Raw genomic sequence first — 20,396 nt, forward strand, 5'->3', positions numbered from 1 at the left:
CTTTTTACTATCTAATTATTTTTCAGCTTGAGTTGCGTCACCAGAAGTAAGGGCATCTTTTAGATCTTTATCTTTAATCTTCACGTCCGCTTTTTTGACTTCCGAGTTCAAAATATCTTGAACTTTTGTTTGGTCAATCTGAGCGACTTTCAAATCATATTCAAGATCTTTTTTCATATCTTTGTATGATTCTTTTTCTTTTGTATCAAGAAGTTGGATGATATGGTAGCCATAATCTGATTTAATCGGCTTGCTGATTTCATCTTTCTTCATTTTGTAAGCTTGTTCTTCAAATGCAGGAACCATTTCACCTTGACCGAACCAGCCTAGTTCTCCGCCTTTTTCAGCTGTACCTGTGTCTGTTGAATATTCTTTTGCAAGTTTAGCGAAGTCTTCGCCTTTGTCCAATTTAGCTTTAACTTCGTCAGCAGTTTTTTGGTCTTCTACTAGAATATGTCTCGCTTTGATTTGTGGTTTATAGTCTTCATAAGCTTTTTTCACATCAGCTTCTTTTACTTTAATATCAGCAACGGCTGCTTTTTCTTGAAGCATGCCGATTTTAAGTGCACGTTTAAGATCATCTTCGCTCTTATATCCGGAAGATGCCAGGGCCGTTTCGAAATTTTCACCCATTTGTGCTTTAAGCTCGTCGGTTTTAGCTTTAACTTCCTTATCCGTCACTGTATATTTTTCAGAAAGAACTTTTTCATAAACAAGTTCTTGAAGAACGGTTTCACCATAACGATCTTTCATTACATTGTAAAATTCTTCTTTGGATATATCTCCCGCTTTAGTTTCCACGACTGCTTCCTTGTCGCTGTTGCATGCTGTAAGTCCGATCAGCCCTGCAGTAACAGCAATCGATAATGCCCACTTCTTCATAAAAACAACTCCTAGTTTTAAGTTTCTGGTTTGCTATTTTTCGTATTTCCACAAAATTAACTATAACATATTCTGGTTACTTTACAAAAAATAATATATTGGTGTATGAATAAGAATTTTTTGAAAAATGGGTGAACGCCTACCCAGATAATAAACCATTACATATGCTAAATCGAGGACATCAAAAGGAGGTAGCATAATGAGTAATGGATTTAACGGAGGTTTCGCATTGTTAGTGGTGTTATTCATTTTATTAATAATTGTAGGAGCAGCCTTCTGCTAATCGGTTGCAAAATTAATAATGGAAAGAGCCCACTCCTTTTGCCGTGGAGTTGAATAGGATAGGGTAGCCGCTCAACAAAAAAGATTGAAGTGATTATCAAGCTATGAAAGGAATGGATTCCTTTTGGCGGATATAAGAGTGTGCATGAAATTACCATTACTTAAGAATGGAAAGGAGGAAGATCAATGTCTGGAGGAATAGGTGGAGGCTTTGCTCTAATTGTCGTTCTTTTCATCCTGTTAGTCATCATTGGAGCTTCTTGGTTATAAACTCATAAACAAAAGGCGAAGCAATCAGCTTCGCCCTTTTTCTTTATGTGGATAATGCGCCGGATATCACCAATGTATGTAACAAATGATGGCCATCATTTGTTGCTCATCTCTACGTATACAATATTTCAATATAGGAGGATAATAACATAATAGTAATTAATACATTAATGGTCCTGAATACTTTAGGCTGCCGGTCTTCAGCAATTTCCTTTTGAATGCATAAAGAGTTTGTCATTCTATTAATATTATAAAGGATCAAAATAGCAAAAATAATAAACCAGAACGAGATCAAAACCTAAAATCCCTCCTTGCAAAACATCATGTATAAATACGATACCAAATTATAATGAAAAAAGATACCTAAAAATCTCATCAGGCATCTTTATGAATAGATAAGAAATCATTTTTGAATAAGTATATCGTATCCTTCGAGGTGTTCCTCGATAAAAGAATGCCTTGGGGAACCAACCAGGTTTTTAATATAAATAAAATCCGATACGCATAATCCTGTGTGCAGGGATAATAAAATAGTGAAATAATGGATGTAATGTGGAAAACTAAGGGCACAACCAATCAATATGACAGACATAATGAAGAAAGGCAACACAAGAATCAAGAGATATAGGTGCTTTCGAATCGGATAATGCACATTGACTTTGCATGTAAGGACAAGATTCCACTTCAAGGACCATGAAGTTTTTACTTTTTTACACAATAATCGTAAAGGTAAATAGTGTAATAGTTTGTGAACAGGATATAATAAGAGTAATAGGCTAAAAAATACCATTGTTTGATCGCCATACAAAACAACATGGGATGAAAAGGCACTTAATAATGTATAGATCAGAACAAATGACATCAATATAGTAAAAACTGAAAAGAAGATCAGGCGGCAATTCCCATATTGTTTTGCCACGTCAATTGTTTTCCACGAATTCATTTCGAAATCAGCCCTCCAAAGACCGTTGAATATACTTACATACATTACGATGAATGTGTGGAAAAAGCAATGGAATTCTTGGATTAGTTTTAAGATAAAAATCACTTTAGTGTGGAAGAATGCTAAAGGAGTTTAAGGACGGGTTTTGAACAAAGGATCAGCCGGGTCTTAAGCATGAAAATCAAATTGGTTATAAGCCTTATATGTTAAATTTGAATGATTGATTGGGGATAAATGATGTATGAAAAATATAAATGAAGAAATAGAAATACTCCGTTTTCATCAACGCCTTTTATTAAACTTGATACGCAATCCGGAGGCCAAGTTGGACTTTCTATTTGTGGAAAAAAATTTTACGAAGAAGGAAGCGGAAGAATTATTGGAAACATGTGATATTTTGAGCAAACGCTATGAAATAGAAAAAGCGGAAGGTTACATGAACTTTCGACCGCTTTTTAATCAATTTGAAAGAAAGATTAATCCCAAAATAACCATAAAGGATTGCATTGATGCATGCCTCTCACAAGGTTTATATGTATCTTTCATGAAGGAAATGGATAGAGTGTGAAATTAAACTGGCTCAGTTTCTTTCTCTATCTTTTTTTTGGTGATTTTACCCTCCACGTCAGTAAACTCCTGATCAATGTTGTCGAAGGATCGTTCAAAGATTTGCATGAAATCTTCACCGTATATATTACGGATGACAGCCATCATTTCAATCATATCCGGAAACTTCCCATAAAGCTCACGTAGTGGAAGTGCACCTGAGAAAGCGGAGTTCTTACTTGGGTCGTATGTCTCCATTAAATCAAGTAAAAGCTTTTCACCTTCAGGGGTGATTTTTATATACGTATTCCTTTTGTCATTTTCTTTCTTTGAAAATGTTAAAAACCCGCGTTCCTCTAATTTTTTTGAAAAGTTAAATGCCGTAGAAACATGCATGACCCCAAATTTTGCTACATCTGAAATGGAAGAGCCATTAAGATGGTAGGCAATCCAAAGAATATGATGCTCATTGATATTTAAATCATAGGGCTTAATCCATTGCTGCCAATCTTTTTCAATCGATTTCCATAATGCTTTGCTTAATTGTGCAATTCGTTGACTAAAAATCATTGCTTCTTTCATAGAATAATTTTTATTCTGCATATTATGGGCTCACCTACTTATAAGATTCTATATATTTATTATGACAATAAAATAAAAATTAATAAAGATAATATTTGCGAAATTTTTAGAAAATTTTAGTTTTTTTAAGGAATTCTCCATTTTCCTCCAATAAACCATGTAATTTATTGGGAAAAATGGAGAATCAAGCTTTTGTGATGATGTCAGCTATTAATTTTTCGAAGCAGGAATGACCGTTTCCAATTCTTTTAATGAATTTTCAATTTCTTGAACGTTCTTCAATAATTCATTCTTATTGGGTTCGATTTCCTGCTTCCAGTTCTCGATGACGACCTGGACATCCGATATGAAGGTTTTTACCGTTTCTTTGCTGATTTCTGTAGCTTCCATCGTGTCATCTTTAATATTTAGCAATTTTACCTTTAATTCATCAATTATATTCTTAATTTCGTCCGTATTCGTTTTGATGCGAGTCCGTAAGTCTTTACCTGAACTTGGTGTAGAAAGTAAGGTTGCTGCACCTGCTACGACTGTCCCGGTTAAAAAGCCAATTAGTAATGATTTTGCTTTCATTAGGATCACCTCATTTTATAATATTGTTTTCGCTTTACATGGTCGGAATCCCTGCTGTAAAAATCAATTGGAAATTATGATAAATAGGGATAGAAATACTATTGATATCAAAATACCATAATTTTCATTCTTATGGAAGCATATCGACCATTTTATCTTTATATCACAAAAATATTTTTTTAAACTTATATAGTAAATATATAATATTTAAAAATAACTTGAAGCTTTATTCAAAATGCTTCATATAAAGGAAAGAGCGGCATATAGATAGTAAAAACAAGCTGTCGGAACATGGATGGCACTGGTGGGTTAATAATGAAAATCATTTTTTTATTAGGCCTTATATGCCTGTGCGGAATGGGGTATTTTCTAAGGAAGGCGAAAACTCCGGGCATCTATCCGCCAAAGAGGGTGCTCCAGGCTAGAGCCTTCGCTATGGGTCTTCCCGGGGTTTTACTGCTTTTCATTTGGTTTATGTTGATATTGATTCATTGACCCTTGGAGGATGAGTCTGACTAGAATCCCAGATTCATAAGATTGGAAAAAAAAAGCACCGGACACTCCGGTGCTTTTTTAAGTATGATGATCCTGCTGCTTAAGCATTAATGGGTATATTAGATTTTCTTACGATGCCGTTCACAATTGGATAAATAATGACCATCGCAACTGTATTTAGCAGTACGGCAGGAAGTACAACAGCGCCGAAAAGTGCAACGAAAGGACCTGGAAGGGAAACGATATAATAAGCCGAACCAAGGAAGACAGCGCCGGAAATGATTGTTCCTACGGCAGTCAAAATACTAACGGTGACAACGGATGTTGAAAACTTCTTAAGACTGATGAATAAAAGGTAAAAAAGAAAGGCTGTTGCCAATTTGTCTATGATATTTGGAATCTGTCCTCCAGGAAATGTAGTTGTCATGGCAGAGATGGCTCCAGCAGCCAAGGCAACAATGAATACATTTTTCTTCGCGGGAAACAGTGCAATCGCCAAAAACATCATCAACAGCATCATATCCGGTTTCATTCCAAGGAAGAATCCAGGAACGATAAAATGCAGGGCAGCCCCAATCCCGATTAATAGGGACAGTGACACAAGGGTTTTCGTTTTCATTTACTCATCTCTCCTATTCTCATCTCAACTAACATCTTTTCTTCAACAATGCACTATTGCCTGTTGCAAGAAGTTTAAAATAGTATATCATAAGACCTATTTTTTTAGAAGTTATATTTGTTCGAATTAAAGGATTTGAGCTTCCTGCGCTTTATACGATTCCTGGAATTTCTTCATGAAATCGGCAAGGTCCTGACAATGGGATAGAGGGACAGCATTATAGATGGATGCTCTGCAGCCGCCGATGGAACGGTGACCGTTCAGTCCTACGAATCCGGCTTGCTTCACTTCTTTAAGGAATTGAACTTCAGCTTCTTCAGACGGAAGCGTAAAAGTTACATTCATTAATGAACGGCTGTCCGGTAAGGCATGGCCTTTATAAAAACCATCGCTGCCGTCGATCGCATCGTAAATGACTTTTGCCTTTTCTTCATTGATTTCAGCAATTTTTTCCACGCCGCCCTGTTCTTTTGCCCAATCCAACACAAGGGACAATAAGTAAATGGCCAATGTCGGAGGGGTGTTATATAAAGAATTATTTTTTGAATGGATAGAATAGTTCATCATGGATGGGATTGTTTCATTATCCGTTATTAAATCTTTACGGATGATAACGACTGTGATTCCCGATGGTCCTAAATTCTTTTGTGCACCTGCATATATGATGCCGAATTTACTGATATCAATTTTTTTGCTGAGAATATCACTTGACATATCAGCTACTAAAGGAACGTTGCCCGTTTCTGGAAAATCCTTCCATTGCGTTCCGTAAATCGTATTATTGCTTGTGATATGAAGATATGCAGCATCATCATTCAATTCGATGTCTTCGACTTTAGGGATGAACGTATATTTTTCATCTTTGGATGAAGCTACAACTGCCGTTTTACCTACCTTCTTGGCTTCTTTTAATGCTTTTTCCGACCAAGAACCAGTGAGTACATAATCTGCCCTTTTTCCATCATTCAAAATGTTCATTGGAATCATGGAAAATTGCAGGCTTGCTCCTCCTTGCAGCAGAAGAACTTCATAATTTTCAGGAATTTCCATAAGGTCTTTTAATGATTGAATGGCATGGTTATGAATTTTTTCAAATTCCGAACTTCTATGGCTTAATTCCATGACGGACATGCCGGAATCCTCAATATTCAGCCATTCGTTTTGGGCTCTTTGTAAAACTTCTAAGGGAAGGGCGGCTGGCCCAGCGTTAAAATTGCGTGCACGTTTCAATTTTTTTCCTCCTATACGACTATGTGATAAAGTATTTGAGACTATTCATATATCCTACCAGAAAACTAAATTCAATAGGGGGAAAATTAAGAATTTTAAGTGACAATTCATTTTAATGATGGCCAAAATAAAAGGTCCTGCACATTGAGTGAGGACCAACTAAATCATTGTATTTCGTACAACCAGCGCTTGGAAAACGTTCAGTTGCTGAACTATAAAGTATATGAAAGGAAGGGGCTAAAAACCTTACTATCCCCGTCTCATTTTAAATGCTGGGCAATGGAGTCAGCGATTTGTTTCAGGTCATCAGGTGTATAGTCGCTGGTATTCGTTTTCCAAACAGCCCCAAAGCCGTCACCTTCTCCATGTCGCGGAATTAAATGCATGTGAAAATGGAAAACGGACTGTCCTGCGGCTTCACCATTATTATTTAAAAGATTCAGGCCTACAGGTTGGAATTCCTGTTTCATGGCGCGGGCAATTTCCGGTACCACTTCAAAAAGATTCTTGGCTATTTCAGGTGTTAATTCATAAAGATTTTCCTTATGTACTTTAGGAATTACCAGGGTATGGCCTTTTGTTACTTGACTGATATCGAGAAAGGCCAGTACATGTTCATTTTCGAAAACTTTGGTACTTGGAATTTCCCCATCGATTATCTTGCAAAAAATGCAATCACTCATTTAAAACGCTCCTTTTAGAAGTTAATGTATTTGGTTAATCGTACCATAGCATGAATCCTTGGGAAAAGGAAAAATCATAAAAACAGGATGCAACATTAAGTTGCACCCTGCCTGTTCGAAAAAGGGGGTTTTGCTTCAAAAATTCGCATTTAGCATAAATTCTCTGCGACAAACACCTCATCTACATTGGAGTAAAATATGGTTATTATCTGTTTAGAGATTTTCCATTCAAAGCAACCATCTCCTATATCTTTAAAGTTTCATCAACTTTCAAAGCATAATTGATAATTATTGAATGATTTTTCTGCTTTTACGTGCAAGAGAACCATCTCCTTGCTCGAAACGATTTTTTTAAATGAAGCTTCTGGTTTTTAATTCAGTTATACGTCTTTAACTGACACCTCATTTACAATATGATGCGAATCATTTGTAATAAAACTTTTGGGCATTTCAGTGTAATACGTCTTTAACTGACACCTCATTTACTATATGATGTGAATCACACGTAATAACTAACCCCTTCTTCCTTATTTATGATGGCCACCAAGTGGGGAAATTATAATTAGTTATTTATGGAAATTTCAATCCAGGAACACTCGACTATATAAAAGCAGGAGAATTTGCTAAAATGGAAATAAGAACCTCTATATAGAAAGGATCGTTTATATGTCCTTATTGGAAATCAAGCAATTAGTGGGCGGATACACGAAAACGCCCGTTTTAAAAGGAATAAGTTTCGACATTCAACCAAATGAGTTAGTAGGGTTAATCGGGCTTAACGGGGCTGGGAAAAGTACGACGATTAAACATATCATCGGACTCATGGAGCCAAAAGGCGGAAGTGTCTCGATTCATGGTAAAACACTGGCCCAAGACCCGGATACATATCGTAAACAATTCACTTATGTTCCAGAAACACCAATCTTATATGATGAGCTGACACTTGAGGAGCATTTAAGGCTGACGGCCATGGCTCATGGTTTGGCGGAAGCGACCTATAAAGAAAGGATGGACGCTCTGTTAAAGGAATTCCATATGGAGAAAAGACTCAAATGGTTTCCGGCCCATTTTTCAAAAGGAATGAAGCAAAAGGTCATGATAATGTGCGCCTTTTTAGTACAGCCGTCTTTATATATCGTCGACGAACCCTTTGTGGGTCTTGATCCATTAGGCATTCAATCCTTGCTTGATTTGATGAGGAAAATGAAAGAGAGTGGAGCGGGAATTTTAATGTCCACCCACATACTGGCAACAGCCGAGCGGTATTGTGATTCCTTCATCATCCTGCATAATGGAGAGATTCGCGCAAAAGGCAATCTTGAGCAGCTTCGTGAACAATTTTCCATGCCGGGGGCAACTCTTGACGATTTATATATTCAATTGACGAAAGAAGAAATTGGACATGAATAGTCAAAATCTCTGGAAGGAAAGATATTTAGGCTATATAAATGAAACGCAAAAATATCTTCGCTATATTTTTAACGGCCATCTGGTTTTTGTCATGGTATTGGCCCTTGGTGGTTTAGCTTATTATTACAGTGATTGGGTGAAGACTTTAGACCGTGATTTCCCGGCTGAATTGATCATGGCTTTTGTTTTATCGCTCCTGGTAACCAGAAGCCCGATAAATACTTTTTTGAAAGAACCTGATACGGTATTCTTACTTCCGCTTGAAACGAAGTTGAAAAGCTATTTCAAGAATTCATTGGTATTAAGTTGGGTCATGCAGGGCTTTATCCTGTTGGTTGTCCTAATTGCATTTATACCGATGTATACAAAGGTTACGGGTGCAGGCGGTAAAGACTTTGGGATCATCCTGGTTGTTTTGCTTATTTTAAAGTTTTTGAATTTAACCATGCGCTGGCAGATATTGAAATATCAGGATGCATCAGTGAGCCATTGGGACTCTCTCATCCGCTTTTTACTTAATGGAGTGATGCTCTATTTCATCTGTTCAAGGGCAAATATCCTGTTTGCACTTATAACCATTTTATTATTGTTAGGGCTTTACATGTATTACCGAAGCGCAACTAAAGGTTTTGTGTTGAAGTGGGAACGACTGGTTGAACTGGAAAACAAACGAATGAATTCTTTTTATCGAATAGCGAACATGTTTACTGATGTTCCCCATTTGAAAGGGAAGGTAGCAAGAAGGAAATGGATGGACTGGCTTTTATCCTTCATTCCGTATGGTGAAAAATCAACTTATACCTATTTATACGCCCGTACTTTGCTGCGATCCAATGATTATGTGGGCCTTTGTTTTCGTTTAACTATCATTGGTTCCGTGATTTTAAGTGTATTCACTAATATATGGGCACATTTGATTGTGACTTTCATGTTCCTATTCATGACAGCCCTTCAACTGCTGCCTGTTTGGAAGGCTCATGAATGGAAAGTATGGGTCTCACTGTATCCATTGCCAGCAAAAATGAGAGAATCTGCAGTCATAAAGCTAATTTCCTATTTCCTATTATTTGAGGACCTGGTTTTTTGCATGGTCCTGCTAGTGAAAGGGGAATGGATGTCCGCTTTAGCGGCTCTGGCAATGGGTCTTTTTTTCTTATTCGGTTTTAAAAATTATGCAACAAAGAAAATTAAAAACTTTTAAGCAGGAGCTGATTTTTCAAAAAATCAGCTTTTTCTTTTAAGTAATGAAAATTGAAAATAAAAGCCTTTAAAGGGGTATATACATATTTAACGGAGGTGTTAAAAGATGGATGAATATGAGCAAAAGGCATTATTGGAACTAGTAACATGGAAAAAGAAAGTAGCTAAGAAATCGGGCAGGTTTGAGCGGATGTCCAAAAAGGCGCAAAACAAAATGAACAGTTATATTCCAGCCCGAGTGCATAAAATGATTACTGATAGTATTAAAGGGATGATAGAGGCAGTATTATCCGGTTCGAAATATATGTCTAAAGAAAAAAATGTAGTGCTTCTATCCTTGCAGCAAAAAGAAGAATGGGTTGCGGAAACTGTAACGGCATATCGGAAAACCGCTGTTATAGAAGGTGTGGGAACCGGAGCGGCAGGGCTTTTAATCGGATTGGCTGATTTTCCTTTACTGCTAAGCATCAAGATGAAGTTATTATTCGAAATATCCCGTTTATACGGTTTCGATCCAAATAATTATGAGGAACGCCTGTTCATTCTCCATATCTTCCAGATGGCGTTTTCAAGCGAGGAAAAAAAGCTGGAAACATTAAGGGTAATAGAAAAATGGGATTCGGGGAATTTACCGGAAATAGACTGGCAAGAATTTCAGCAGGAATATCGTGATCACATCGATGTCATCAAAATGTTCCAACTCGTCCCGGGATTTGGGGCGGCTGTCGGTGCATATGCAAACCATCATTTGCTGGAACAGCTTGGGGAGACTGCTGTCAATTGTTACCGAATCAGACTGCTCAAAGAGTAAGGGACGGCGAAAACCCGTCCCTTTACCATTACCGCAATAAAGATTCATTCACCTTTGGAGATGGTTGTTCCTTATTATGATAGGTTACAGCTGCCGTGCCCAAAATTTTGGCTGCAATGAGCATCGCTTTTTCATCGATGTCAAACAAAGGATGATGATGCGGATATGTATGTTCATTTTTTGGCCTGGCCCCTGTAAAGAAGAATGTACCTTTCACATTTTGTAAATAATAAGAAAAATCTTCACCTGTCATATCCGGGTCAATTTCCTCTGTAACCAGAACTTCCTCGATGGACTCAGTGCTTTCGATGAGGAATGTAGTTTCCTCATCGTGTGGGATAACAGCTGGATAACCTTGAATGTATTGATATTCATAGGTGCAGTCTGCAGCTAGGCAGGTTCCTTTAACAATACGCTCTATTTCCTCGCTTATAAATGAACGGACATCTTCCTTGAAAGTACGGACGGTCCCGATTATTCTAGCCTTATCTGCAATGACGTTAAATGCATTATCGGCTACAAAGGAACCGACGGTAATAACTGCAGAATCTATTGGGTTAAGGCGGCGGCTTACGATTTGCTGTAGTGCCATGACTAGCTGGGAGCCGACTACGATTGCATCGCGGGTTTTATGCGGCTGGGCTCCATGTCCACCCTGGCCTTGAATGATGATCTCAAATCGGTCAGCTGCAGCCATAAGAGGTCCATAAGCGTATTGGACCGTTCCGGTAGGGGCCGTAGCCCATAAATGGGTGCCGAAAATTACATCCACCCCATCAAGGCAGCCGGCCTCGATCATCGGTTTGGCGCCACCTGGAGCATATTCTTCAGCATGCTGGTGGATAAATATATATTGACCTTCGAGCTCATCCTTCAGTTCATTAAGGTTTTTTGCAAGGACGAGGAGAGTGGCTGTATGGCCATCGTGTCCACACGCATGCATTACTCCGGGTACGGAGGATTTATAGGAAACTTCTTTTTCATCTTGAATGGGCAAGGCGTCGAAATCAGCGCGCAATGCTACAGTTTTACCAGGCTTACTGCCTGTAATCTTGGCAATAACACCATTACCGCCTACATTTGTCTGATGTTCGATTCCGAGTTTTTCATAATATTCAGCGATGAAGGCCGCCGTTTGGGTTTCTTGAAAAGAAAGTTCAGGATGTTGATGAAGGTAACGCCTGATGGAAACCATTTCTTCATATGAACCATCTAGAAGTTTGTGTAATCGATGTATCATCTTGCACCTCCCAATGATTGGTTTAATTGTAAATAGTATATCATATTCAGAATAATCAAAAGTAAATTAAATACCTCGAGGAGAGTTATATCCTATGATTAAATATTCCTGGGTTGTTGTGGTTTTGCTTTGCTTGTTGCTATTCTTTTTTTTGATGCATGAAGTCCAGGGTGAGAAGACTTTAGCGTTCGATACATATATTGGAGAACTTTTTGCAGTGAGTGAGAAGACTTTTTCATTCACTTTCTTCAAATTCATCACTTATCTTGGAAAATCCAAAGTCATTGGTTTTGGAAGCTTACTATGTGTTCTATATTTATGGGTAATCAAGAAGGATTATTTGACCATGGCCGTCTTCTCTATCGGAGTGTCTGGGGGCGATGTTTTAAACGGGTGGATAAAAAATCATATTCAAAGAATACGGCCTGAAAATCAATTGATGGAGACAGGTGGCTTCAGTTTTCCAAGCGGCCACGCAATGGTTGGCCTTATTTTTTTCAGTATGGTAGCTTATTTCATAATAAAAGAAGTTAAAGGAAACTCATTGAAATGGGTAGTGGGAATAGGTTTCCTTTGTCTGGTTCTGCTGATAGGGGTCAGCCGGATCGCTATGAACGTTCATTTTCCAACTGATATCTTAGCAGGTTATGCATTAGGAGTTGCATATATTTTAATCTTGTTTAATTTGTATAAGTTACTTGGAAGGAGAGTCATTTGAAAAAGGATTCATAGATGAAATATATGTATATATCCGTTGCATTTCCCCGGAAATAAAGAAGGAATTTGTCGGATTGGGATAGGTTTATATAATTTTGCGCTTTCCAAAATAACGATCTGGATTGCCATTATTTCAAAGAGGTCCATCCTTGAGAGGATGGACCTTTTATTGAGCAGGAATGGATCATTCTTCGGAATCCTTCACCAAAGTATACTGCGTTACATAGGCTTCACCTGAAAACATCTTCTGGCTGGAATTCGTAACTGGAGCTTTGGAGTCGCTGTTATGCGCCTTTTGAAAGGAACTGGAGTTCTTCCAGTTCAGAAAATCAGCTTGTTTCTCCCAAATCGTTAAGATTACATAAGTTTCAGAGTTGATGGGCCGCAGGACACGAAGGGCGACGAAACCTGGTTCATTTTCAATGAATCCGGCCCTGTTTTTAAAACGATGTTCGAATACCGGCCGTCCTTCTAAACTGACAGGGATATTGTTCATGACTACATAGCCATGATCTTGAAGGTTTCCTTTCCCATCGACTACTTCATATTTACGTGGCGAGCTAAAGATCGTTTTACCTGATGTTTCATGTAAAAGGACTGTAGTGTCAGGGTTTTGCATAAGTAATATTTTTTCATTCGGGTGCTTATCTTTTTTGATTTTCAAAAAATCGTAAGTGCCTGATGTGATGAATACATTCATAAATTCCCCTCCAATTTCTATATAGTACCTGTATACCCATTTTACCCAATGAATCGTGCTTTTACCATTTCCAATCAAACCATGGGCTTGGAAACCGGTAAGATTTTTATAAAAACGTCGATTTTCTGACAAATATATAGGTTGGCTATACTTCTATTATATAAAAAGCTATAGTTTAAGGAGATTCGATTTGAAATTCAACATCCTTCTGATATTCTAGGTAAGTATGAATAAAAATAGAAACGTGATTGCTTGAAAGGTGGATATTAATGTCTAAGGAAATTACGAATGATACATTTTTAAAAGCTGCGAGAGGAGAGAAAACGGATCATGTGCCTGTTTGGTATATGCGTCAGGCTGGCCGTTCACAGCCGGAATACCGTAAACTGAAAGAGAAGTACTCCCTATTCGAGATCACTCATCAGCCGGAATTATGCGCTTATGTGACTAGATTGCCAGTTGAGCAATATGATGTAGACGCTGCGATTTTATATAAAGATATAATGACACCGCTACCAGCCATTGGTGTCGATGTCGAGATTAAGTCGGGAATCGGTCCAGTAATTTCCAATCCAATCAAATCGGTGAAGGATGTTGAAAAATTGGGTGAATTGAACCCAGAGGAAGACATCCCTTATGTGTTGGACACGATTAAACTATTGACCACGGAGCAATTGTCCGTTCCTTTGATTGGTTTTTCCGGTGCACCATTCACCATTGCTTCATACATGATTGAAGGCGGCCCTTCCAAAAACTACAATAAGACGAAAGCTTTCATGTATTCCGAGCCAGTGGCCTGGTTTGCTTTAATGGATAAGTTAGCGGATATGATCATCATCTATGTCAAGTCCCAAATTAAGGCTGGCGTTAAAGCCATCCAAATTTTTGATTCATGGGTGGGTGCATTGAACGTTGAGGATTACCGCGTATTCATCAAGCCAATCATGACTCGTATCTTTTCTTCATTACGTGAAGAAAATGTACCGCTAATCATGTTCGGGGTCGGTGCTAGTCACTTGGCACTGGAATGGAATGACCTTCCGATTGATGTAGTCGGTCTGGATTGGAGACTTCCGATTACAGAAGCAAGACAAATGGGAATACAGAAAACGGTTCAAGGTAACCTTGATCCAGCACTGCTATTATCATCATGGGATGTTATAGAAGAACGGACGAAAAGGATTCTGGATCAGGGCATGGAACAGGATGGCTACATCTTTAACCTTGGACATGGGGTTTTCCCTTCCGTAAATCCGGAAACACTGAAGAGACTGACCGCTTTCATTCATGAATATTCATCAAAAATGAAGTAAGGTGAGCGAACCATTTGCTAAAAATCCTTAATTGGATGCACAATAAAAGAACGAAATCTTTAAAAGAGGTGTAATTTCATGTCAAGAAAAAAAATGGGCCTTCTAGTCATGGCTTATGGTACTCCGTACACTGAAGCGGATATTGAAAGATATTATACACATATTCGTCATGGGAGACGACCAAGCGACGAATTGATTGCCGATCTAAGAGGCAGATATGAAGCGATCGGTGGATTATCCCCGCTTGCAAAAATAACGGCGGGACAAGCTGAGGCCCTTGAAAAGCAATTGAATTCCGTTCAGGAAGAAATTGAATTCAAGGCATATCTGGGACTGAAACATATTGAACCTTTTGTTGAAGACGCAGTGAAACAAATGCATGATGATGGAATCAAAGAAGCTGTCAGTATAGTATTGGCACCGCATTTTTCAACATTCAGCGTGAAGTCTTATAATGGACGTGCACAGGATGAAGCCGCTAAATTGGGTGACATGACCATCACTTCTGTTGAAAGCTGGTATGATGAGCCGAAATTCATTCAATATTGGGTAGATCAAGTAAAAGGTGTAATCGGGAAAATGCCCTCGGAAGAACGCGATAATTTCGCTTTGATCGTTTCTGCACATAGTCTCCCTGAGAAAATCTTGCAATCTGGAGATCCGTATCCAAATCAATTGAAAGAAACTGCAGACATGATTGCTGAAGGCGCGGGTGTCACCAATTATGCAGTAGGCTGGCAAAGCGCTGGACAAACACCTGAACCATGGCTTGGGCCGGATGTACAGGATTTAACCAGAGATCTTCATCAAGCAAAAGGGTATAAAGCTTTCATTTATATTCCTGTAGGCTTCGTGGCCGAGCATCTTGAAGTCCTTTATGATAACGATTATGAATGTAAGGTAGTGACGGAAGATATTGGTGCAGGATACTACAGGCCGGATATGCCCAATGTTAAACCTGAATTCATCGATGCTTTGGCCACAATCATTTTAAACAGATTACAGGAAAAATAGTTATATGGGATGTTCAGTTTAACCATTCTGTAATGTGCCTCTACATATTTTCAAGCTATCATCTGAATAAGCGGCACTTTTGTTTTTACTTTGGAAAATTTAATACTCCATTTTCGAAAAGGTGGCTGTCCAGTAATGAGGATGGCCATTATTTCTCTAGAAAATTTAAAATTAAATTGAAAAGACTGAATATTTTTGGTATGATATTTTTGAACATAATGACTGTTTTGTCCGTTTGGTCAGGATTGAGGTGGGAAATGTCTGTTGATCGTAAAAAATTAATTTTAGAAGCCGCGACCAAGTCGTTTTCACTTTTTGGATATAAGGCAACGACGATGGATCAAGTCGCTAAAATTGCCAATGTGGGAAAAGGGACCATTTATACCTTTTATAAAAATAAAGAAGAGCTGTTTAGAGAAATCGTTCAGCGGATGATAGAGGAAATGAAATATGAGGCGGAACAATCTTTGGATGATCAGCTCTCCTTTTTTGAAAACCTGCATCGGGCCGTTTATCGAATCCTGGAGTTCAGGCAGGAGCATCAGTTATCTTTAAAGCTTTTTCAAGAAGAGCGGGAAATTGGAACGCCAGCCGTTCAGGAAATGGTTAATGAAATGGAAGAAGCTGTCGTATCTTACATTAAGGACAAACTTAAAATAGCGATTGATAAGGGCTATATAAAGCCTTGCGATCCAGAGATAACAGCTTTCCTGATGTTAAAGATGTACCTTGCCCTGATTTTTGATTGGGAAAGGAACCATGCCCCATTAGAGAAAGATGAAATTGCTGAACTATTTAAAATATATTTATTCAAAGGATTATCCGCTCCGTGATAATTCTATTTTTTTGGCTGGAATGCAATGAATCGTAAAAAACCAAAAGAAGAGATGCCGATGATCGGCATCTCTTCTTTATATTGGGTTTTAAGCTGTTAAACCGAACTTTATATGGGATCATCCTGCCGAAGAGGATGGTGAAACACATTACTACTACTCTCCAGAAAGGCAATGATCACAGTGGTTTCCATAACATTCGTGCTGTTCTTCAATTTTTTTTCCGCATTCCGTGCATTGTTTCGGAGGCAGGTTTTTAAAGAACTCAACGCTACTTTGAATCATGAACATCATCTCCTGAATTTTTTTATTATTCGCTTTTCTATAACTTCATTGTATTATAACAGATATAGATTGTCAATCAATGTTTTATAACATAAGTAAAAAAGGTGAAATGAGGGAAAGAATAGTTTATATTTATGGGGAAGTCATTGAGAGAAAAAAGGAGTGCCTAAGCATGAAAATCACCGTAATTGGCTGCTGGGGCGGATATCCAGCTAAAAATGAGGCAAGTTCTGGCTATTTGCTTGAATATGAAGATTTTCGCATTCTGCTTGATTGTGGCAGTGGTGTTCTATCACAGCTGCAAAATCATATGAAGCCGGAGGACCTAGGTGCAGTTGTATTATCCCACTATCATCCGGATCATGTTGCGGATATTGGTGTCCTGCAGCACGCTGCGCTCATACAGCAGTTATTGGGCAGTGAAAAAAGGACCATACCTATTTATGGTCATGATTTAGACCAAGCCGAATTTGGAAAGTTAACTTATAAAGACGTGACAAAGGGCATAGCCTACTCTGCTGATGAACCCTTAACCATAGGACCTTGTAAATTTACGTTCATGAAAACAAAACATCCAGTCCCTTGTTTTGCTATGAGGATTGAAGCTGAAAATCATTCGATTGTTTATACAGGTGACAGTTCTTATATGGATGAGTTAGCAGATTTCGCTAAAGACGCAAATGTTTTATTGTGTGAAAGTAACTTTTACAGTGATATGGATGGTTCAAAGGCGGGGCATATGACGGCTAGAGAAGCGGGCATGCTTGCAGCCAAGGCCGACGTCCAGCTTTTGCTGTTAACTCATCTTCCTCATTATGGGGATCTTAATCAACTGAAAAAAGAAGCAGCCGAGGTATTCAAAAGGGAAATAGCTGTAGCTAAAACCAATCTCGAATTCCAACTATAAATGAAACATTAGGGTAATGAATGGACTCTACAAGGAGGAACAACTGTGCTTTTTATTGATAATAAGGGAATTACAGATCCGAGAATTAATCTGGCAATCGAAGAATATGCGCTTAAACATTTAAATATAGATGAAACCTATCTCCTATTTTACATAAATCGCCCTTCAATCATCATTGGAAGGAATCAAAATACGATTGAAGAAATCAATGCCGATTATGTAGAGGGAAATGGCATTACAGTAGTTCGCCGCCTTTCGGGGGGCGGGGCTGTTTATCATGACCTAGGAAATCTCAATTTCAGTTTCATTACGAAAGATGATGGAGATAGCTTCCATAATTTCAAGAAGTTCACCCAGCCTGTCGTGGAAACGCTTGAGAAACTTGGAATACATGCTGAATTAAGCGGACGTAATGATATCCTGGCCGAAGGAAAGAAAATCTCCGGCAACGCGATGTTTTCAACGAAGGGCAGAATGTTCAGTCACGGGACATTGTTGTTTCAATCAGAAATGGATCACATTGTATCCGCCTTAAAAGTGAAAAAGGATAAAATCGAGTCCAAGGGAATTAAATCGATTAGAAGCCGTGTCGGTAATATCGCTGATTTCTTAAAAGAACCGATGTCTGTTGAAGAATTCCGTTCATTCCTTCTGCAAAATATATTCAAAGATAGCGGCGAAGTTACAGAGTATGTTTTAACGGAGGCCGATTGGGAGGAGATTCATAAAATCTCGGAAGAAAGGTATCAAAACTGGGAGTGGAACTACGGAAAATCGCCTAAATTCAACTTGCAAAACTCACATAGATTCGCGGTGGGATCTGTTGATATCCGTCTTGAAGTGAACAGGGGAATCATTGAGAATTGTAAAATCTACGGTGACTTCTTCGGGGTCGGAGAGGTTGCGGATATTGAACAAAAGCTTACTGGAATACGCTATGAAAAGGAAGCCATCAGCAGTGTACTAGATGAGATAGATGTTCGGCATTATTTTGGCAACGTAACGAAAGAAGAAATATTGGCTTTAATATATTAAGCCTGAAAAGCCGTCCCGATTTAATAGGACGGCTTTTGTGTCTAATAATGACAGTAATTGCTTGAATATGGATAAAATTGTTGCTGTAAACGCATTCTTTTAATATAATAAAAATGTATTTAGTCTTTTATAAAAATGAATGACTGTTCATTCATGCTATTTACAGGGGAGGGAGAACGATGAATTTATCTGAACAGCTTCATCAAACGGCTTTAAGAAAGGCCGATAAGCCAGCTTATTATTTTATGGATCAATCCACCTCATATGGGGAATTGGATATGGCCGTTACAAAGTTTGCAGACGAATTACATAGGCTTGGTGTTTCAAAAGGTGATAATGTTGCGCTGGTTTTAGGGAATTCTCCACATTTCATCATTTCGTTGTATGGAGCTCTGCGAGCAGGGGCGACCGTAATTCCCGTAAATCCAATTTACACACCTGATGAGATTGGTTACATCCTGAATAATGGCGATGTAAAGGTCGTTGTGGCTTTAGATAAGCTTGTACCCTTATTCGAGAAAATGAACCCGATCCTCTCAAGCGTAGAACATTATGTAATTTGTGAAACGCAGCCGGATAATGGGGATATTAGCAAATTTAACATCTACCCGAAAATGAAATCGTTTGCAAAAATGGTCGAAAAGGGGCATGCCGGTTTTAAAGGTCCTGACCTGGATCCTGATGCTACGGCAATCATACTCTACACTTCAGGGACAACGGGGAAACCGAAGGGGGCCATGCTCACACATGCCAATATATTCTCCAATGCTCATGATGTTGGTGATTATTTGAAAATTACGGAAAGTGACCGTGTCATTACGACATTACCAATGTTCCACGTGTTCAGTTTAACGGTAGTTGTGAATGCCCCATTGATGAGCGGAGGTACGCTTTTAATTGTCCCGCAATTCAGTCCAAAGGAAATATTCAGGCAAATCAAAAAATATGATGCGACCGTTTTTGCTGGGGTGCCAACGATGTACAATTTTCTTTTCCAATTTCCCGATGCGAAAGAAGACGATCTGAAGTCGTTGCGCATATGCATTTCAGGTGGATCCGCCATGCCAGTGTCACTGCTTGAATCATTCGAGCGGAAATTTAATGTCAGGGTTTCGGAAGGGTATGGTTTATCCGAAGCATCTCCCGTTACCTGCTTCAACCCATTGGATCGTCCAAGGAAGGCGGGATCCATCGGAACCTCGATCCTTGGGGTGGAAAATAAAGTGGTCAATGAGCTTGGTGAAGAAGTGCCGATCAATGGGGTAGGAGAATTGATTGTCCGGGGTCCGAATGTAATGAAGGGGTATTATAAAATGCCTGAAGAGTCGGCGGCAGTCTTGAAAAATGGCTGGTTGTATACAGGCGATTTAGCGAGGATGGATGATGAAGGGTATTTTTTCATCGTAGATCGTAAAAAGGAACTAATCATCGTCGGGGGTTATAATGTCTACCCACGTGAAGTGGAGGAGGTTCTGTACGCCCATCCTGAAGTAGTCGAGGCAGCAGCCATAGGCTTACCGGATCCAAATCAGGGAGAAGTGGTTCATTGCTTTGTGGTAAAGAAAAACAATGCATTGACCGAGGAAGAATTACTTGCCTATTGCATGGAACATTTGGCTAAGTATAAGGTTCCGGCAAAAATTGAGTTTTTGGATGAACTTCCAAAAAATACAACCGGTAAAATTTTACGGCGTTCCTTAAAAAAACATGTAATACAAAACTGAATTTGTTGATCATAAGGGGACCATTGCCTATAACCTGCAATGGTCCTTTTTTGTACAACCAAAGTGCATCAGGCTGCATAAAATATATCAGGAGGGGAAGCT

The 20,396-nt window shown here is 38.7% G+C and carries 24 protein-coding genes; 13 read left to right on the plus strand and 11 right to left on the minus strand.

What is annotated here, in order from left to right:
• Positions 1–15: 15 nt before the first annotated feature.
• The gene (locus ACDZ29_RS16530; protein ID WP_370014186.1) at positions 16–882 is read right to left on the minus strand and encodes a peptidylprolyl isomerase; all 867 of its coding nucleotides are present in this window, start codon (positions 880–882) and stop codon (positions 16–18) included.
• 199 nt (positions 883–1,081) lie between these two features.
• Between ACDZ29_RS16530 and ACDZ29_RS16535 the strand changes: the two genes are divergently transcribed.
• Complete coding sequence (locus ACDZ29_RS16535) at positions 1,082–1,165, plus strand: YjcZ family sporulation protein (RefSeq protein ID WP_285767821.1); 84 nt, start codon at positions 1,082–1,084, stop codon at positions 1,163–1,165.
• Between the two features lie 185 nt (positions 1,166–1,350).
• The gene (locus ACDZ29_RS16540; protein WP_034314699.1) at positions 1,351–1,434 is read left to right on the plus strand and encodes a YjcZ family sporulation protein; all 84 of its coding nucleotides are present in this window, start codon (positions 1,351–1,353) and stop codon (positions 1,432–1,434) included.
• 112 nt (positions 1,435–1,546) lie between these two features.
• On the opposite strand, the gene ACDZ29_RS16545 is transcribed toward ACDZ29_RS16540, so the two are convergent.
• Positions 1,547–1,729: a hypothetical protein gene (locus ACDZ29_RS16545; RefSeq protein ID WP_034314696.1), complete on the minus strand. Its 183-nt coding sequence runs from the start codon at positions 1,727–1,729 to the stop codon at positions 1,547–1,549.
• Positions 1,730–1,837: 108 nt separating this feature from the next.
• Positions 1,838–2,422, minus strand: coding sequence for a DUF3267 domain-containing protein (locus ACDZ29_RS16550; RefSeq protein WP_375088188.1), 585 nt, complete (start codon positions 2,420–2,422; stop codon positions 1,838–1,840).
• A gap of 196 nt (positions 2,423–2,618) precedes the next feature.
• Here ACDZ29_RS16550 and ACDZ29_RS16555 point away from each other — a divergent pair, with 196 nt between their 5' ends.
• Positions 2,619–2,945, plus strand: a complete 327-nt coding sequence (locus ACDZ29_RS16555) for a DUF1878 family protein (RefSeq protein ID WP_289317544.1) — start codon at positions 2,619–2,621, stop codon at positions 2,943–2,945.
• A 2-nt stretch (positions 2,946–2,947) separates the two neighbouring features.
• On the opposite strand, the gene ACDZ29_RS16560 is transcribed toward ACDZ29_RS16555, so the two are convergent.
• The 5 genes from ACDZ29_RS16560 to ACDZ29_RS16580 form a co-directional block, all read right to left on the minus strand.
• Entirely contained in the window at positions 2,948–3,526 is a 579-nt protein-coding gene (locus ACDZ29_RS16560) for an HTH-type transcriptional regulator Hpr (protein WP_289317543.1), read from the minus strand.
• Between the two features lie 189 nt (positions 3,527–3,715).
• A complete protein-coding gene (locus ACDZ29_RS16565) occupies positions 3,716–4,078 on the minus strand; it encodes a YtxH domain-containing protein (RefSeq protein WP_289324057.1) in 363 nt (120 codons plus the stop codon).
• A gap of 595 nt (positions 4,079–4,673) precedes the next feature.
• Positions 4,674–5,192 carry a tryptophan transporter gene (locus ACDZ29_RS16570; RefSeq protein WP_289317541.1) on the minus strand — a complete coding sequence of 173 codons (519 nt, stop codon included), beginning with the start codon at positions 5,190–5,192 and terminating at the stop codon, positions 4,674–4,676.
• Between the two features lie 126 nt (positions 5,193–5,318).
• Entirely contained in the window at positions 5,319–6,422 is a 1,104-nt protein-coding gene (gene serC / locus ACDZ29_RS16575) for a 3-phosphoserine/phosphohydroxythreonine transaminase (protein ID WP_370014188.1), read from the minus strand.
• Between the two features lie 260 nt (positions 6,423–6,682).
• Positions 6,683–7,105 (minus strand): HIT family protein, encoded by a 423-nt coding sequence (locus ACDZ29_RS16580; RefSeq protein WP_063232254.1) that lies wholly within the window; start codon positions 7,103–7,105, stop codon positions 6,683–6,685.
• Positions 7,106–7,771: 666 nt separating this feature from the next.
• Here ACDZ29_RS16580 and ACDZ29_RS16585 point away from each other — a divergent pair.
• From ACDZ29_RS16585 to ACDZ29_RS16595, 3 genes are all read left to right on the plus strand, one after another.
• Positions 7,772–8,515, plus strand: a complete 744-nt coding sequence (locus ACDZ29_RS16585; RefSeq protein ID WP_289317538.1) for an ABC transporter ATP-binding protein — start codon at positions 7,772–7,774, stop codon at positions 8,513–8,515.
• Complete coding sequence (locus ACDZ29_RS16590) at positions 8,508–9,716, plus strand: ABC transporter permease (RefSeq protein ID WP_375088189.1); 1,209 nt, start codon at positions 8,508–8,510, stop codon at positions 9,714–9,716. Before ACDZ29_RS16585 ends, ACDZ29_RS16590 begins: the two co-directional genes overlap by 8 nt.
• 105 nt (positions 9,717–9,821) lie before the next feature.
• Entirely contained in the window at positions 9,822–10,526 is a 705-nt protein-coding gene (locus ACDZ29_RS16595; protein WP_289324060.1) for an EcsC family protein, read from the plus strand.
• Between the two features lie 28 nt (positions 10,527–10,554).
• On the opposite strand, the gene ACDZ29_RS16600 is transcribed toward ACDZ29_RS16595, so the two are convergent.
• Positions 10,555–11,766 carry a M20 family metallopeptidase gene (locus ACDZ29_RS16600; RefSeq protein ID WP_289324061.1) on the minus strand — a complete coding sequence of 404 codons (1,212 nt, stop codon included), beginning with the start codon at positions 11,764–11,766 and terminating at the stop codon, positions 10,555–10,557.
• Between the two features lie 94 nt (positions 11,767–11,860).
• Here ACDZ29_RS16600 and ACDZ29_RS16605 point away from each other — a divergent pair, with 94 nt between their 5' ends.
• A complete protein-coding gene (locus ACDZ29_RS16605) occupies positions 11,861–12,484 on the plus strand; it encodes a phosphatase PAP2 family protein (protein ID WP_375088190.1) in 624 nt (207 codons plus the stop codon).
• 183 nt (positions 12,485–12,667) lie between these two features.
• On the opposite strand, the gene ACDZ29_RS16610 is transcribed toward ACDZ29_RS16605, so the two are convergent.
• Positions 12,668–13,183, minus strand: coding sequence for an antibiotic biosynthesis monooxygenase family protein (locus ACDZ29_RS16610; RefSeq protein WP_375088191.1), 516 nt, complete (start codon positions 13,181–13,183; stop codon positions 12,668–12,670).
• A gap of 269 nt (positions 13,184–13,452) precedes the next feature.
• Here ACDZ29_RS16610 and hemE point away from each other — a divergent pair, with 269 nt between their 5' ends.
• The 3 genes from hemE (at position 13,453) to ACDZ29_RS16625 (ending at position 16,343) form a co-directional block, all read left to right on the plus strand.
• On the plus strand, positions 13,453–14,496 hold the full coding sequence (gene hemE, locus ACDZ29_RS16615; protein ID WP_289324064.1) for a uroporphyrinogen decarboxylase: 1,044 nt from the start codon (positions 13,453–13,455) through the stop codon (positions 14,494–14,496).
• A 78-nt stretch (positions 14,497–14,574) separates the two neighbouring features.
• Entirely contained in the window at positions 14,575–15,510 is a 936-nt protein-coding gene (gene hemH / locus ACDZ29_RS16620) for a ferrochelatase (protein WP_375088192.1), read from the plus strand.
• Positions 15,511–15,767: 257 nt separating this feature from the next.
• Positions 15,768–16,343 (plus strand): TetR/AcrR family transcriptional regulator, encoded by a 576-nt coding sequence (locus ACDZ29_RS16625; RefSeq protein ID WP_289317530.1) that lies wholly within the window; start codon positions 15,768–15,770, stop codon positions 16,341–16,343.
• Positions 16,344–16,499: 156 nt separating this feature from the next.
• Here ACDZ29_RS16625 and yhfH read toward each other — a convergent pair whose 3' ends face one another.
• Positions 16,500–16,628 (minus strand): protein YhfH, encoded by a 129-nt coding sequence (yhfH, locus tag ACDZ29_RS16630; RefSeq protein ID WP_065310849.1) that lies wholly within the window; start codon positions 16,626–16,628, stop codon positions 16,500–16,502.
• A 172-nt stretch (positions 16,629–16,800) separates the two neighbouring features.
• Here yhfH and ACDZ29_RS16635 point away from each other — a divergent pair, with 172 nt between their 5' ends.
• From ACDZ29_RS16635 to ACDZ29_RS16645, 3 genes are all read left to right on the plus strand, one after another.
• Entirely contained in the window at positions 16,801–17,535 is a 735-nt protein-coding gene (locus ACDZ29_RS16635; RefSeq protein WP_375088193.1) for an MBL fold metallo-hydrolase, read from the plus strand.
• A gap of 45 nt (positions 17,536–17,580) precedes the next feature.
• Complete coding sequence (locus tag ACDZ29_RS16640; protein WP_289324068.1) at positions 17,581–18,570, plus strand: lipoate--protein ligase; 990 nt, start codon at positions 17,581–17,583, stop codon at positions 18,568–18,570.
• A 179-nt stretch (positions 18,571–18,749) separates the two neighbouring features.
• Positions 18,750–20,294 (plus strand): fatty acid--CoA ligase family protein, encoded by a 1,545-nt coding sequence (locus tag ACDZ29_RS16645; protein ID WP_375088194.1) that lies wholly within the window; start codon positions 18,750–18,752, stop codon positions 20,292–20,294.
• Positions 20,295–20,396 lie beyond the last annotated feature (102 nt).

It is taken from the genome of Peribacillus sp. RS7 (genome assembly GCF_041956845.1).
GTDB lineage: Bacteria > Bacillota > Bacilli > Bacillales > DSM-1321 > Peribacillus.

Coding starts and splice junctions, on each gene's coding strand:
- ACDZ29_RS16585 (WP_289317538.1), top strand. CDS start 7,772: ATGTCCTTATTGGAAATCAAGCAATTAGTGGGCGGATACACGAAAACG.
- ACDZ29_RS16600 (WP_289324061.1), bottom strand. CDS start 11,766: ATGATACATCGATTACACAAACTTCTAGATGGTTCATATGAAGAAATG.
- ACDZ29_RS16565 (WP_289324057.1), bottom strand. CDS start 4,078: ATGAAAGCAAAATCATTACTAATTGGCTTTTTAACCGGGACAGTCGTA.
- ACDZ29_RS16560 (WP_289317543.1), bottom strand. CDS start 3,526: ATGCAGAATAAAAATTATTCTATGAAAGAAGCAATGATTTTTAGTCAA.
- ACDZ29_RS16590 (WP_375088189.1), top strand. CDS start 8,508: ATGAATAGTCAAAATCTCTGGAAGGAAAGATATTTAGGCTATATAAAT.
- ACDZ29_RS16610 (WP_375088191.1), bottom strand. CDS start 13,183: ATGAATGTATTCATCACATCAGGCACTTACGATTTTTTGAAAATCAAA.
- ACDZ29_RS16570 (WP_289317541.1), bottom strand. CDS start 5,192: ATGAAAACGAAAACCCTTGTGTCACTGTCCCTATTAATCGGGATTGGG.
- ACDZ29_RS16550 (WP_375088188.1), bottom strand. CDS start 2,422: ATGTATGTAAGTATATTCAACGGTCTTTGGAGGGCTGATTTCGAAATG.
- ACDZ29_RS16530 (WP_370014186.1), bottom strand. CDS start 882: ATGAAGAAGTGGGCATTATCGATTGCTGTTACTGCAGGGCTGATCGGA.
- ACDZ29_RS16605 (WP_375088190.1), top strand. CDS start 11,861: ATGATTAAATATTCCTGGGTTGTTGTGGTTTTGCTTTGCTTGTTGCTA.
- ACDZ29_RS16595 (WP_289324060.1), top strand. CDS start 9,822: ATGGATGAATATGAGCAAAAGGCATTATTGGAACTAGTAACATGGAAA.
- ACDZ29_RS16625 (WP_289317530.1), top strand. CDS start 15,768: ATGTCTGTTGATCGTAAAAAATTAATTTTAGAAGCCGCGACCAAGTCG.
- yhfH (WP_065310849.1), bottom strand. CDS start 16,628: ATGATTCAAAGTAGCGTTGAGTTCTTTAAAAACCTGCCTCCGAAACAA.
- ACDZ29_RS16580 (WP_063232254.1), bottom strand. CDS start 7,105: ATGAGTGATTGCATTTTTTGCAAGATAATCGATGGGGAAATTCCAAGT.
- ACDZ29_RS16535 (WP_285767821.1), top strand. CDS start 1,082: ATGAGTAATGGATTTAACGGAGGTTTCGCATTGTTAGTGGTGTTATTC.
- ACDZ29_RS16540 (WP_034314699.1), top strand. CDS start 1,351: ATGTCTGGAGGAATAGGTGGAGGCTTTGCTCTAATTGTCGTTCTTTTC.
- hemH (WP_375088192.1), top strand. CDS start 14,575: ATGTCAAGAAAAAAAATGGGCCTTCTAGTCATGGCTTATGGTACTCCG.
- ACDZ29_RS16635 (WP_375088193.1), top strand. CDS start 16,801: ATGAAAATCACCGTAATTGGCTGCTGGGGCGGATATCCAGCTAAAAAT.
- hemE (WP_289324064.1), top strand. CDS start 13,453: ATGTCTAAGGAAATTACGAATGATACATTTTTAAAAGCTGCGAGAGGA.
- ACDZ29_RS16645 (WP_375088194.1), top strand. CDS start 18,750: ATGAATTTATCTGAACAGCTTCATCAAACGGCTTTAAGAAAGGCCGAT.
- ACDZ29_RS16555 (WP_289317544.1), top strand. CDS start 2,619: ATGAAAAATATAAATGAAGAAATAGAAATACTCCGTTTTCATCAACGC.